Source organism: Roseibium sp., assembly GCF_050301095.1.
Taxonomy (GTDB): Bacteria; Pseudomonadota; Alphaproteobacteria; order Rhizobiales; family Stappiaceae; genus Roseibium.
The window spans coordinates 1-12,977 of record NZ_JBNKYW010000272.1; the positions used below are offsets into that span (position 1 = coordinate 1).

Consider the following 12,977-nt stretch of genomic DNA (forward strand, 5'->3'; position numbering starts at 1 on the left):
CATCCTCGTCGAGGACGACCTTCGCGACTTCCGCCGGCTGCAGCGCGTTGACGATGAACGACGCCGCATCGGGCTGCCAGGGAATGATGTCGATCTTCTCGCCCTGCAGTTCGGCGACGACTGCCTGGACGCGGCTGCCGCGCATGCCGACGCAGGCGCCGACCGGGTCGATCGAGGAATCACGCGAGACGACGGCGATCTTGGCGCGGGAGCCCGGATCGCGGGCGACCGACTTGATCTCGATGATGCCGTCGTAGATCTCCGGCACTTCCATCTGGAACAGCTTGGCCATGAACTGCGGATGGGTGCGCGACAGGAAGATCTGCGGGCCACGCTGCTCGCGGCGAACGTCGTAGATATAGGCGCGGATACGGTCGCCGGTGCGGAAGATCTCGCGCGGGATCAATTCGTCGCGGCGGACAATGCCTTCGCCGCGGCCAAGGTCCACGATGACGTTGCCGTATTCGGCGCGCTTGACCACACCGTTGACGACTTCGCCGACGCGATCCTTGAATTCCTCGTACTGGCGGTCACGCTCGGCTTCGCGCACTTTCTGCACGATGACCTGCTTGGCGGACTGGGCTGCGATGCGGCCGAAATCGAGCGGCGGCAGCGGCTCGGCGATGAAGTCGCCGAGGCTGGCTTCCGGGTTGCGCGCCTGGGCATCTTCCAGGGAAATCTCGGTGGAGACGTTCTCGACAGCTTCAACGACCTGCAGAAGGCGCTGCAAACGGATCTCACCGGTCTTCGGATTGATCTCGGCGCGCACTTCCGTTTCCGTACCGTATCGAGAGCGGGCCGCTTTCTGGATCGCGTCTTCCATCGCGTTGATGACGATCATCCGGTCAATGGACTTTTCCCGTGCGACCGCGTCAGCGATTTGCAGCAGTTCCAGCCGGTTCGCGCTGATTGCCATATTCCACTCCTCTTGCGCCAGTTGCCGTTTCGCGGCCGTTGGGGGCGCGTTGCCTTCGTCACCGAACCAGATGCCTAGTTCGGAGTGTTGTCCTGTGCCAGCTCATCGCTCTCGCCCCGGGCGGCCAGTGCCGCCTTTTCGGCCTGCAGAGCTGCGGTAATCAATTCGTCCGTGAGGATCAGTTTGGCTTCGCCGATATCTTCCAGCGGCAGGACAAACGTATCCTCCTCACCTTCCTTCACATCGGGCAGCCGGATTTTCGCCTTGCCGTCCTCGGTGCCGAGCAAGGTGCCGCGGAAGCGCTTGCGGCCGTCCTGCATGACATCCATTTCGACCTTCAGTTCGTGGCCGGCCCAGCGGTCGAAATCGCCCGCGCGGACCAGAGGGCGGTCGATGCCCGGCGAAGAAACTTCAAGATGGTAGGCGCGGTTGATCGGATCTTCGACGTCAAGGGCGGGGGAAACCGCACGGCTGATGGTTTCGCAATCCTCGACGGTCATCGTGCCGTCCGGACGTTCAGCCATGATCTGCAGGGTACAGCCGTTCTGAGCACTGATCCGGGTGCGCACCAAACGATAGCCGAGGTCTTCGATGACCGGCTCAACAATCGCGGCAACACGGGCATCCAGCCCCTGTTCCTTCACAATTCTCGGTTCGTGTGCGCTCACACCTGGCTCCTGTCCTGGCCGTTTCCGGCTCCGGAGCTAGCAGCTCCGGCATATTCAGTTCGACCGATCTTTCCGGCACCCCGTGCGTCACGGGAATGCCAAGCCGATCTTGAGCAAGAGATGCACCTGATTGTCGATTTACATAGGGCAGTCCTGCTCGAATTCTCTCGTTTCCGGTCTCTCTATGCAAAAAAGAGCGGGTCCCCGACGGGCCCACTCTCAAAATGCCCAGATAAGCCGTTTGAGGTGAAACACCGGCTGTATAACGCCAAACCCGACAAAAAGGCAAGTGCCGGTGGCCGAAATCCCTCAAAGAAGTTGATCGCGAGCCGAAATCTCGCGCCGGGCCTCAACGATCAAGCCGGATCACCCTGAAGGTTATCGCGTGGATTGCGTCTCTCAGCCCTTTTGCCCCGGACGCGATTGCCGCCGGCGCGTCCCCCCAGCAAACGAAGCTGGCCCGAGGCGACAGGGATGTCTGCCGGGGCTTCCGTCAAATACTCTCGACCGGCCTATACACGGCGGAATGTCAGATAGCGGCCGACACGCCCTTCGCGAATTGCCTTGGCCTCGTAGCGGGTGCCCGGCCACCCCTCCCAGGGTGTTTTCCAGTCGCTTGCCGTTTTCGCCGTCCATTCGAAGGCAGCATGGTCCCGGCAATGGCGCAGCGTCCAGTCGACATAGGTGTCGATGTCGCTGGCAAACCGGAATTCGCTGCCCGGTTTGAGTACGCGGGCATAACGGGTCAGGTTCTGCTGATTGATGAAACGGCGCTTCCAGTGGCGGAACTTCGGCCAGGGATCGGGATAAAGCTGGTAGGCCAGGTCGATCGAGGCTTCCGGAAGCCAGTCCAGCACGTTGACGGCATCGTCTTCGTATAGCCGGACGTTCTTCAGGCCCTCTTCGACAACCGCGGTCACGGCCTTGGCCATGCTGCCGACGAAGGGCTCCACTCCGATAAAACCGACGGCAGGATTGGTCCTGGCCCGGTGCAGCAGGTGCTCGCCACCGCCAAACCCGACCTCGAGACAGACCTCCCGCACATCCGCCTGAAACAGGTCCTTCAGGTCGGCGGGAGCGGGCTTTTCCAGATCAAGCGCCAGGTGCGGCAGCTCGGTCTTCATCAGCGCCTCGCGGCGCGGGCTCAGCGGCTTGCCCTTGCGGCGGCCGAAAAAGGAACCTTCGTAGCGGTCGGTCATGGTGCAACAACTTCAAAACGACAGATCGCCGGCGCCAGATCAGCGGATATTCAATCAGGGTCGATGGAATATCCATAAGCTGACCGCTTCCGAAGCGTAAGAGCATCCCGCGTTCGTTTGAACGCGGGATGCTCGGGTCCGGCGATCCTGCCCTTCGTGATTTCAAGCGTCGGGCCGGAGCTTATCCGGCAAGCGGACGCAGTTCGTCAACCAGATCGGTCTTCTCCCAGGAGAAGCCACCATCAGCATCCGGCTCGCGGCCGAAATGGCCATAGGCCGCGGTGCGCTCATAGATCGGGTTGTTGAGTTTCAGGTGCTCGCGGATGCCGCGCGGGCTGAGGCCCATGACGTCGCGCAGCGCGGTCTCCAGCCGGGCTTCGTCACAGCGGCCGGTGTCGTGCAGGTCGACATAGACCGACAGCGGCTCGGACACGCCGATAGCGTAGGAAAGCTGAATGGTGCAGCGGTCCGCGAGATCCGCGGCAACGACGTTCTTGGCGAGGTAGCGCGCCGCATAGGCCGCCGAACGGTCCACCTTGGTCGGGTCCTTGCCGGAGAAGGCGCCCCCGCCATGGGGTGCGGCACCGCCATAGGTATCGACGATGATCTTGCGGCCGGTCAGGCCTGCATCGCCGTCCGGACCACCGATGACAAAGGCACCGGTCGGATTGACGTGCCAGTCGGTTTCGGCGGAAATCCATCCGTCCGGCAGGGCGGAGCGGATGTATGGCTCAACGACCGCGCGCACGTCGCCGGAAGTCATCGCCGGGTCGAGGTGCTGGGTCGACAGAACGATCGAGGTCACGCCGACCGGCTTGCCGTTTTCGTAGCGCACGGTGACCTGGCTCTTGGCGTCCGGACCAAGCACCGGCTCCTTGCCGGACTTGCGGGCCTCGGCGAGCAGCCGCAGGATCTTGTGGGAATAAAGGATCGGCGCCGGCATCAGCTCTTCGGTCTCGCGGCAGGCATAACCGAACATGATGCCCTGGTCGCCCGCGCCCTCGTCCTTGTTGCCGCCTGCATCGACGCCCTGTGCGATATGGGCGGACTGGGCATGCAGATGCACGGCGATGTCGCAGGTTTCCCAGTGGAAACCGTCCTGCTCGTAGCCGATGTCCTTCACGGCCATGCGCGCCAGGTGCGCGATATATTCGTTGGTGATCTCTGCCGGGCCGCGGGTTTCGCCCGCAATGACAATCCGGTTGGTCGTCGCAAGCGTTTCACAGGCCACGCGGGCCTCGGGCATCGCGCCGAGATAGGCATCCACGACAGCATCGGAAATGCGGTCGCAAACCTTGTCCGGATGTCCTTCCGATACGGATTCGGAGGTGAAGAGGTAATTCTGACGTGCCATTGGCGATCGTCCTTCTGGGAATGAATAAGACAGAAGCGGCGAGTGACATCGCCGCTTCGACTGCATCAATCTTAGAAGTTCCTCGCCACGTCAAGCGCGAGATGAAATTTTATCAGTCGTCACCCGCGAGGGAGCGGACAAGATCAACGATCCGCCGGCGGACCTTCGGGTCCTCGATCCGCACGAAAGCCTTGTTCAGGGACAGGCCCTCGGAAGAGGACAGGAAGTCGACGACATAGGAGGTCGGCTGGGTTTCGCCAAAGCCTTCCGCTTCTTCCGGCGTTCCGGGAGCGTCTTCAAAGAAGAAGGAAACCGGTACCTTCAGGACAGTGGCGATATGCTGCAGGCGGCTGGCGCCGATCCGGTTGGTTCCCTTCTCGTACTTCTGGATCTGCTGAAAGGTGATACCCAGGCTTTCGCCAAGTTTTTCCTGACTCATGCCAAGCATCATGCGCCGAAGCCGAACGCGGCTGCCGACATGGATATCAATCGGATTAGGAGACTTCTTACTGGGCATTTCCGTCGCTCTTTCTTCTTGTCGCAGAACGTATCCGCTCGTTTTCGTTTGCACCAGCGCTCCAGAAGTCCTCCCACAAGGCCCAAAGGAGAACGGTTTTGCCCGCAACCCCTCACTGGTACATGAAGCAGCCTTCAATCGGCTATTTCACGGTTGTATCACACTTTATTCACTCAACTCAAACAAAAAATATCAATTTATGCGCGAACTGAGGTTGTATTTTGAGATACTTGCCAAAAATACCAAGAAGAATGCAACAACAAGCATCGGAACATCGCCAGAATTACCGTAGATAGTATTCCCTGTTCCTTGCGGAAGCCTTGTGTCAATCACCCCCTTTTCAAACATACCCAATGCGCCGGCCACCTCGCCCTTGCCGTCGACAACTGCGGAAATGCCTGTATTTGCGGCTCTAATCAGCGGAAGCCCGGTTTCGATGGCCCGCATGCGGGCCTGCGCGAAGTGCTGGGATGGACCGGGTGTGCGGCCGAACCAGGCATCGTTGGTCACATTCAGCAGGAAAACCGGGGATTGCGGCTTGTCCGGAACGGGCGCCGGAAAGATTGCCTCATAACAAATCATTGGTAGAAAACTAAAACCTTCGGAGGTGCTAAGCACGCGCCGCTGGTAGCCGGCCTCGAACCCGGAAAACGGACCCGTGAGCTTGGTAATTCCGAACCTGTCAAGCACGTTTTCAAGCGGCAGATACTCGCCGAACGGCACCAGACGCACCTTGTCGTAGATGCCGCGCGCCGCACCGTCCGGGCCGAGCACGTAAACGCTGTTGAAATAAAGCGGTCCATCAGGACCGGGTTCGGCACGATTGGCTCCGGTGACGAGTTCCGTCTTCTCGTTGAGGACCTTGGAGATGCGGAACAGGGCCCCTGGTTCCAGGCTGAGCAGAAACGGAACGGCCGATTCCGGCCAGATGACAAGCCTTTGCTGTCCGACCCGTGCATTGCCGCCGAGCGGGGCTTCCGTCATGTCCAGAAGGGTCTGGAAGATCTCCTCTTTGAGCTCGGGCCGCCATTTGTCCTTCTGTTCGACGGAAGGCTGGACGATGCGGATGTCGAGCGCCGTGTCCTGCGTTTCAAGCGACCAGATCCGGACCACGCCGAAAACGAATATTGCGGCAAGGGCGGCCACGGCAGAAGCCGTTGCCGCCACCCGGCTGCGGAAGGGGCGCGAATCGGCCAGCACGGCCGGCATTCCGGAGATGGCAACCACCAGAAAGGTCAGACCGTAGATACCGACGAGACTCGCCGTTTGAGAGAGCGGCAGAGACCCGGAAATGCCGTAACCGAAGGCGTTCCAGGGAAAACCCGTCAGAACGTGACCGCGCAGCCAGTCCGTCAGGGCCAGGCAGGCGGCCAGCAACAAAATGCGGCGGAACTGGTCCGTCCAGAAAAGAGCGGCAAGGCCCACGCCAAGCCCCGTGAACAGGGCAAGGCCCACGGGCATGGCCAGGACAGCGAAGGGCATCAGCCAGGCAAACCGGTCCGCTTCGACCAGAAAAGCGGCTCCGATCCACCACAGGCCGGAAAGGAAATAGCCGAAGCCGAAAAGCCAGCCGAGAAAAAAACCGGCCGTCACCCTGCGGCGGGCGCCGCCCCGTCCCGGTTCAAGCGCGCCATCCAGCAGCCAGACGAGACAGGGAAAGGTAATCAGGAGAACAGGCGCCAGATTGTATGGCGGCAGGGCAAAGGCTGTCACCGCTCCGCAGATCACACAGAGTATCCGGCGCTGCCATCCCCAAGCCAGAAGGAAAGTGTTCGGCAGGACGGACAGCCGCTGTGACAGCCAATACATGAAATCCAGATCTCCTGTTGCGCGGTCAGGAGATTTGTCGGCTCATGACCAGGCGGTCAAGGCCTTATTGGCCGAATGTCATGCCTGGCAGTGGAAATCAGCTCTGTCCGCCACCTGCCGCCGCCTTGCCGGCACCGGCTTCCGCATCCTGACCGCCCTCGGCGGATTGATCGCCGGTGCGTTTCGGACGGCGGCGCATGTCCTGCAGGCGCGGCTCGGTCCGGCGGCGCCGGATCTTCAACCGCTTGATGCGCCTGGGATCCGCATCCATCACTTCGAATTCGAAGCCCGGCAGCTCACCGGGCACGAACAGCAGCTCGCCGCGCACCGGAACGCGCCCGACGGACATGTAAAGCAGGCCGCCCAGCGTATCGACGTCCTCGGAGATTTCGGCTTCCGTCAGGTTGGTGCCCAGAACCTTGTCGAGATCCTCCAGCGGCAGGCGCGGGTCCGCGATCCAGATCCCCTCACCGTCCGACGCCAGCATGGCTTCCTCGTCTTCGTCGTGCTCGTCCTCGATGTCACCGACGACCTCCTCGACCAGATCCTCCAGGGAGACCAGTCCGTCCGTGCCGCCGTATTCGTCGATCACCAGGGCCATCTGCATGCGGTCGGCCTGCATCTTGGCCATCAGGTCGGTTGCCGGCATGGAGGGCGGCACGAACAGCAGGTCCCTGAGCAGGTTCGTTTCCTCGAGCGGAACGGACAGGTCGACACAGGACAGATCCAGGTCCGGCATATTGTGGCCGTTGGCCGCGGCCCCATTGAATTTCCTGGTCTCTCCGCCCTCATCTCCTTCATCACCAGCCACAAGGTCTTCGGTACGCCGCGATGCCGCGCGCTCCGCGATGAAGGCCATCAGGTCCTTGATGTGTATCATTCCCCGGGGATCGTCGAGCGTATCCTCATAGACCGGCATGCGGGAATGACCGCTGGTCTGGAACAGTTCCATGACCCGGCTGAGGCTCGTATCCAGGTCGACCGCATCTATGTCGGCGCGCGGGATCATCACGTCGTCGACACGCAATTCGCGCAGACGCAGAATGTTGCCGAGGAGCATCCGTTCTTCCGGAGAAAAAGCCGTATCGCCGCTCTCGCGCGCCAGCTCGTCTTCCAGGTTTTCGCGCAGGGACGATGACTGGCGCCCCAAGCGCAGGATGCGTTTGAGATTGTCCAGAATGGCCGCAGATCGCTGCGGCTTGGTCTGTTGCGGGTCTTCCCCGTCCTGGGACTGTCCTGATGTCGCGGCCTGCGGCCCGCCTGCAGGACTTTGCGATTCAACTGCGTTCATCTGCCTTCAATACAAGAATAACTTGCTCCATGATGCCACTTAATCGCCGTCGGCCACAAGAGGCCTGTCCGCGTAAGGGTCATCGATACCCAAAGATGCCAATACGGCTTTCTCGAGGCTCTCCATCAGTTCGGCTTCTTCATTGTCCTGATGATCATAGTCGAAAAGGTGAAGCAAACCATGAACTGTCAGATGGGAAAGGTGATCGGCAAAATCAATTCCGAGCTCATCCGCTTCCCGCGAAACCGTTTCAAAAGCAAAGACGATGTCTCCCAGGAGAGGGCCGTAGACGTCGCCCTGGGGATCGCTGCCGGGGAACGACAGGACATTTGTCGGCTTGTCCTTGTCCCGCCATTGGCTGTTCAGTTTCCGGATCGACTCATCATCCGTAAAGAGAAGTGATACTTCCGTATTTTCAATGACTTCCAGGTCCGCCACGGCGAAGGCCGCTGAGACGGCCCGCGTTGCCAGCGCGGCCAGCTGTTCCTCATCCGGCCAGTTTCCGGCCGCGACCGTGAGGTCGATTTGAAATCCGTCGGGCAAAGTGTCGGGCATCACGTTCGTTCGGTGTTCACGAAGCCACAGCTTTCCGGCCGCGCGGTTTGAAATCCTCGCCGCCGTCTTCGCGCTGCCGCTCGGCGTAGCGGCGCTCGCGCGCCTCGGATTCTTCCCGGGCGGCATTGTCGTAGGCGGTCACGATCCGGCCGACCAGCTCGTGGCGGACAACATCCGTTTCGGTAAACCGGACATGGGCGACCTCCGGGATATCGGTCAGAAGGCCGAGCGCTTCGCGCAGACCCGACCTCTGACCGGCCGGCAGGTCGATCTGGCTCGGGTCGCCTGTGACGATCATTTTCGAGCCCTCGCCGAGACGGGTCAGGAACATCTTCATCTGCATGGTGGTGGTGTTCTGCGCTTCATCGAGCAGCACCACGGCATTCGACAGCGTGCGGCCGCGCATGAAGGCAAGCGGCGCCACTTCAATCATGCCGGACTGCAGGCCACGATCGACCTTTTCTGCAGGCATCATCTCGTACAGCGCATCGTAGATCGGCCTGAGATAGGGATCGACCTTGTCCTTCATCTCACCCGGCAGGAAGCCGAGCCGTTCGCCCGCCTCGACAGCGGGCCGGGACAGGATCAGCCGGGCAACATCGCCACGCTCCAGAAGAGCGGCGGCATAGGCGACCGCCAGAAAGGTCTTGCCGGTGCCGGCCGGGCCGGTGCCGAAGGTCAGGTCGGCCCTGTCCATGGAACGGATATAGGCATCCTGGGTGGGCGTGCGCGCGACGATGGTCTTGCGCCGGGTCGCAATCTGGGCAAAGGCCAGCCGGGACTTGGGCTCAAGCGTCGGCAACGGAAGCTGCGCCTCGGCGGCGGCCGCCATGCGCAGGGCGCCGTCGACATCGCCCGGATGAATTTCCTGTCCCTGGAGCAGACGCTGATACATGGCCTCCAGTGCGGTGCGCGCCTGGGCACAGCCTGCGTGGGAGCCCTTCAGGGTCACCTGGTTGCCGCGCGCGATCGCGTCGATGCCGAGCCGCTGTTCGATCAGGGCAAGGTTCTGGTCGAACTGGCCGAACAGGTCGCCAATCAGCCGGTTGTCTTCAAAGGCAAGGACAATATGGGTCATGTCTGAGGCCGAAGCGGGCGCAGGGGTTTGATCCGAAGGCTTGCGGGAAGAAGATTGGCTGTTGCGCGTCAAACGACGTCTCCTGTTCTCAACCGGCCGGTTCTCAACGGTGCTGGACCGCCGAGGCCGGGATGGCCCCGGAACCGGCACGCTTATCTTGCCCCGCAATCAGCCGCCCGAACAGCGAATTAGATCCGATCTCGACGATTTCCACCGCTTGTATGGTACCGATCAGTTCTTCAGGCGCATCCAGCTGCACGGCCTGAAGCCAGGGCGACTTGCCGACGAGCTGCCCCGGATTGCGGCCCTTTTTCTCCAGCAGCACGTCGCAAGTCATACCCATACGGGAGGCGTTGAACGCCTTCTGCTGTTCATTGACCAGTGCCTGAAGTTCGGCAAGACGCGCGGACTTGACCTCCTCCGGCACCTGATCGTCCATGGTCGCACCCGGCGTTCCGGGGCGCTGGCTGTATTTGAACGAGAAGGCGGAGCCGTAGCCGACCCGGCGGATCAGGTCCATCGTATCCTCGAAGTCCTGATCCGTCTCACCAGGAAAGCCGACGATGAAATCGCCCGAGAGGGCGATATCGGGCGCGGCTTCGCGAATGCGGTCGATCAGGCGGAAGTAGTCCTCGCGCGTGTGCTTGCGGTTCATGGACTTCAGGATCTTGTCGGAACCGGACTGGACCGGCAGATGCAGGTAGGGCATCAGGCTCTTGAGGTCCCGGTGCGCCTCGATGAGGTCGTCGTCCATGTCGCGCGGATGACTGGTGGTGTAACGCAGCCGGTCGAGGCCGTCGATTTCCGACAGGCGGCGCAGCAGACGGCCGAGCCCCCAGGATGCACCGTCCGACGCCTCGCCGTGATAGGCGTTGACGTTCTGGCCCAGAAGCGTGACTTCGCGGACACCGCCGGCGGCCATGCGCTCCGCTTCCGTGACGATCTGCTCCACCGACCGGGAGACTTCGGCGCCGCGCGTATAGGGCACCACGCAGAAGGTGCAGAACTTGTCACAGCCTTCCTGTACCGTCAGGAAGGCGGAGGGCGGCCGCTTCAAGACCGGCCTTGCGGCATTCGCCGACAGCTGGTCGAACTTGGCGTCGATGTCGAATTCGGTCTCGACGACCTTCGCTCCCTTGCGGGCCTTGTCGAGCAGGGCGGGCAGCTGGTGATAGCTCTGCGGGCCGACGACCAGGTCGACGATCGGCGCACGCCGGGAGATTTCCTCGCCTTCCGCCTGCGCGACGCAGCCGGCGACACCCACCATCATGTCCCTGCCCGACTTTGCCCGCTCTTCCTTGACCTTGCGGATGCGGCCGAGTTCGGAATAGACCTTCTCCGCCGCCTTTTCGCGAATATGGCAAGTGTTCAGGATGACGAGGTCGGCATCTTCCAGGTCCTCGGTCGCCTCGAAACCCTCCGGCGCCAGCACGTCGGTCATGCGCTCGCTGTCATAGACGTTCATCTGGCAGCCATAGGTGCGCACGAACACCTTGCGGGCGTTGCCCGTCTTCGCGGCAGCGGTTTCTTCGGTTCCGGAAACGGCGGATGAGGTCGTTTCCAATTGTTCTTCCGGGCGGCTTGTCATTCGCTCCTCGTGGCCTTTGTCGGCGGCCGGCATGTCAGATTAGTCGGTGCTTTGGCCGGGATCGTCAAATCAATTGCGTCCCTCGATCCGCTCAAGCATCTCCGCAGGCGGTATCGCAGAAAATTCAGGCGCCAGCTTTAGCGGTTTTTTCTGCGTTTGAGAAGAACTCGGATGGCTCTAATTCGCCGGAATCGACCGGCTTCTGCAGCAAAGAGGCGATCGTCATGGCCCGGACCTGATTTTCAAGCTGCCGTGTCAGCACTTTCCGGTCGGTCGTTCCGTCAACCAGAACCGGCGTCCCCCACCGCACGATCACGTCGAGCGCACCGTGCCTGAAGATGCCCCAGAGATGACCGGCAAGCTCCATGTCGCCGTACCAGGCGACATGCGGCCGGTGCGCCCGCCCCATGGGCAGGCCGTAAAAGCCCTGATAGGCGACGGAGAGCGGCTGGACCCAGACCGACGATCCGTTCCCGTTGGCGACCGCACGGGTGGCGGCGCCCAGAAGCGCGGAGCGAAACGGCAAAACGCAATTGCCGTCATTGGACGTGCCTTCGGCAAACAGCACCATGGCATCGCCCGCTGCCATGCGGGTCGCGATGGTATCGGCCACCTGCCCAGTTTCCGTGCGCCGGGTCCTGTTGACGAAAACGGTTCGCTGCAACTTGGCGAACAGACCGAAAATCGGCCAGCCGGACACTTCCGACTTGGCAATGAAGGAGAGTGGCATCAGCGAGCCGACGACGGTGATGTCGACCCAGGAGGCATGGTTGGACGCAATCAGCAGCGGCCTGTCGTCGGCCGGGGCACCTTCCTCCCGGATTCTGATTCCCACCAGCCGGGTTGCCACGAGATGCCAGACATGCGGCAGTTTTCTTTGAACCGGAAGCCGGAGCCTGATCGCGATCCACTGCAGCGGGATCAGCACCAGCGAGACGAGTGTCAGGACAAGGATGATGAAAATGGCCTTGATTTCAGCCATCGTCCTTGCCGTCCTTGGCAGTCTCGAGAGGAACGCCGTAAAGCTCCAGGCGATGGTCGACGAGCTTGTAGCCGAGCTTCTTGGCGATGAATTCCTGCAGGGCCTCGATTTCCTCGTTGCGGAATTCGATCACCCGGCCGCTGCGCAGGTCGATCAGATGGTCGTGATGCTCGTCCGGCACGGTTTCATAGCGCGAACGGCCGTCGCGGAAATCGTGCCGCTCGATCATGCCGGCATCCTCGAAGAGCTTGACCGTCCGGTAGACGGTCGAGATGGAGATGCCCGGATCGATCGCGACGGACCGGCGGTAAAGTTCTTCCACGTCCGGATGCTCGTCCGAGGCCTCCTCGATGACCGTGGCAATGACACGGCGCTGCTCGGTCATGCGCATGCCCTTGGCAATACACAATTCCGCCAGCGTTGATTGCCGTTCTTCGGTCATGAAAGTGCCACCTGTCGATTGTTGCCGCCTTCGGGTACAGCGCTTAGCGAAGATCGAGGCGCATGACAAGCGCCGTGCCGTCTCCTCCACTGTCGCTGTAATAGCCCTTGCGCTGGCCGACCTCCTTGAAACCCAGCCCCCGGTAAAGCAGCAGGGCCGCTTCGTTCGCGGCATCGACCTCGAGAAACACTTGTTCGCAGCGGTCGCCGTAGAGCCGGAAAAGCCCCGCATCCATCAGCTTCTTGCCGATGCCTCTGCCGCGCTGGCGCGGATGCACCGCGATGGTGATGACCTCCGCCTCGTCGGCGGCCTTCCTCAGGATGAGGAACCCGAGGGGTGCCCTGGTGCCGTAGGGACTGGCCCGGCGTGCGACCAGGATCACCACGCCGTCCTGAGCCTTCATACGCGCAAGATCTCCCGCGCTCCACTTGTGTGTAAAACAGGCGGCGTGAATGTCGGCCAGCTTCGGCAGGTCCTCGTCCAGCGCCTCTTCCACGATCGGCGGCTGGGTCCAGAACCACCAAAAACTCATTGCCGTTCTATCCTTCCCTTGGTCTGCGGCGTTGCGTCGGGCGGCC

The 12,977-nt window shown here is 61.7% G+C and carries 13 protein-coding genes; all 13 read right to left on the reverse strand.

Annotated features, from left to right (window positions below; translation table 11 throughout):
- A partial coding sequence (gene nusA, locus ACQY7U_RS23835) for a transcription termination factor NusA (protein WP_428650331.1) occupies positions 1-916 on the reverse strand: 916 nt, incomplete at its 3' end.
- A 74-nt stretch (positions 917-990) separates the two neighbouring features.
- Positions 991-1,584 (reverse strand): ribosome maturation factor RimP, encoded by a 594-nt coding sequence (rimP, locus tag ACQY7U_RS23840; RefSeq protein ID WP_428650333.1) that lies wholly within the window; start codon positions 1,582-1,584, stop codon positions 991-993.
- 512 nt (positions 1,585-2,096) lie between these two features.
- Positions 2,097-2,783 carry a tRNA (guanine(46)-N(7))-methyltransferase TrmB gene (gene trmB / locus ACQY7U_RS23845; protein WP_428650335.1) on the reverse strand — a complete coding sequence of 229 codons (687 nt, stop codon included), beginning with the start codon at positions 2,781-2,783 and terminating at the stop codon, positions 2,097-2,099.
- 181 nt (positions 2,784-2,964) lie between these two features.
- Positions 2,965-4,137: a methionine adenosyltransferase gene (metK, locus tag ACQY7U_RS23850; RefSeq protein ID WP_428650338.1), complete on the reverse strand. Its 1,173-nt coding sequence runs from the start codon at positions 4,135-4,137 to the stop codon at positions 2,965-2,967.
- 112 nt (positions 4,138-4,249) lie between these two features.
- Positions 4,250-4,654 carry a helix-turn-helix domain-containing protein gene (locus ACQY7U_RS23855; protein WP_023014432.1) on the reverse strand — a complete coding sequence of 135 codons (405 nt, stop codon included), beginning with the start codon at positions 4,652-4,654 and terminating at the stop codon, positions 4,250-4,252.
- Positions 4,655-4,846: 192 nt separating this feature from the next.
- Positions 4,847-6,463 carry an apolipoprotein N-acyltransferase gene (lnt, locus tag ACQY7U_RS23860; RefSeq protein WP_428650342.1) on the reverse strand — a complete coding sequence of 539 codons (1,617 nt, stop codon included), beginning with the start codon at positions 6,461-6,463 and terminating at the stop codon, positions 4,847-4,849.
- Positions 6,464-6,560: 97 nt separating this feature from the next.
- On the reverse strand, positions 6,561-7,754 hold the full coding sequence (locus ACQY7U_RS23865; RefSeq protein WP_428650345.1) for a transporter associated domain-containing protein: 1,194 nt from the start codon (positions 7,752-7,754) through the stop codon (positions 6,561-6,563).
- 39 nt (positions 7,755-7,793) lie between these two features.
- Positions 7,794-8,309 (reverse strand): rRNA maturation RNase YbeY, encoded by a 516-nt coding sequence (gene ybeY / locus ACQY7U_RS23870; protein ID WP_428650348.1) that lies wholly within the window; start codon positions 8,307-8,309, stop codon positions 7,794-7,796.
- A 16-nt stretch (positions 8,310-8,325) separates the two neighbouring features.
- On the reverse strand, positions 8,326-9,459 hold the full coding sequence (locus ACQY7U_RS23875; RefSeq protein WP_428650350.1) for a PhoH family protein: 1,134 nt from the start codon (positions 9,457-9,459) through the stop codon (positions 8,326-8,328).
- A gap of 31 nt (positions 9,460-9,490) precedes the next feature.
- Entirely contained in the window at positions 9,491-10,975 is a 1,485-nt protein-coding gene (miaB, locus tag ACQY7U_RS23880; RefSeq protein ID WP_428650352.1) for a tRNA (N6-isopentenyl adenosine(37)-C2)-methylthiotransferase MiaB, read from the reverse strand.
- Positions 10,976-11,099: 124 nt separating this feature from the next.
- Entirely contained in the window at positions 11,100-11,957 is an 858-nt protein-coding gene (locus tag ACQY7U_RS23885; RefSeq protein WP_428650354.1) for a lysophospholipid acyltransferase family protein, read from the reverse strand.
- Positions 11,950-12,399 (reverse strand): Fur family transcriptional regulator, encoded by a 450-nt coding sequence (locus ACQY7U_RS23890; protein ID WP_428650357.1) that lies wholly within the window; start codon positions 12,397-12,399, stop codon positions 11,950-11,952. Before ACQY7U_RS23890 ends, ACQY7U_RS23885 begins: the two co-directional genes overlap by 8 nt.
- A 43-nt stretch (positions 12,400-12,442) precedes the next feature.
- Complete coding sequence (locus ACQY7U_RS23895) at positions 12,443-12,931, reverse strand: GNAT family N-acetyltransferase (protein ID WP_428650360.1); 489 nt, start codon at positions 12,929-12,931, stop codon at positions 12,443-12,445.
- Positions 12,932-12,977 lie beyond the last annotated feature (46 nt).

Excerpts from the sequence above, each read along its gene's own strand:
- trmB (WP_428650335.1), bottom strand. The coding sequence starts at position 2,783 with ATGACCGACCGCTACGAAGGTTCCTTTTTCGGCCGCCGCAAGGGCAAG.
- metK (WP_428650338.1), bottom strand. The coding sequence starts at position 4,137 with ATGGCACGTCAGAATTACCTCTTCACCTCCGAATCCGTATCGGAAGGA.
- ACQY7U_RS23855 (WP_023014432.1), bottom strand. The coding sequence starts at position 4,654 with ATGCCCAGTAAGAAGTCTCCTAATCCGATTGATATCCATGTCGGCAGC.
- lnt (WP_428650342.1), bottom strand. The coding sequence starts at position 6,463 with ATGTATTGGCTGTCACAGCGGCTGTCCGTCCTGCCGAACACTTTCCTT.
- ACQY7U_RS23865 (WP_428650345.1), bottom strand. The coding sequence starts at position 7,754 with ATGAACGCAGTTGAATCGCAAAGTCCTGCAGGCGGGCCGCAGGCCGCG.
- ybeY (WP_428650348.1), bottom strand. The coding sequence starts at position 8,309 with ATGCCCGACACTTTGCCCGACGGATTTCAAATCGACCTCACGGTCGCG.
- miaB (WP_428650352.1), bottom strand. The coding sequence starts at position 10,975 with ATGACAAGCCGCCCGGAAGAACAATTGGAAACGACCTCATCCGCCGTT.
- ACQY7U_RS23885 (WP_428650354.1), bottom strand. The coding sequence starts at position 11,957 with ATGGCTGAAATCAAGGCCATTTTCATCATCCTTGTCCTGACACTCGTC.
- ACQY7U_RS23890 (WP_428650357.1), bottom strand. The coding sequence starts at position 12,399 with ATGACCGAAGAACGGCAATCAACGCTGGCGGAATTGTGTATTGCCAAG.
- ACQY7U_RS23895 (WP_428650360.1), bottom strand. The coding sequence starts at position 12,931 with ATGAGTTTTTGGTGGTTCTGGACCCAGCCGCCGATCGTGGAAGAGGCG.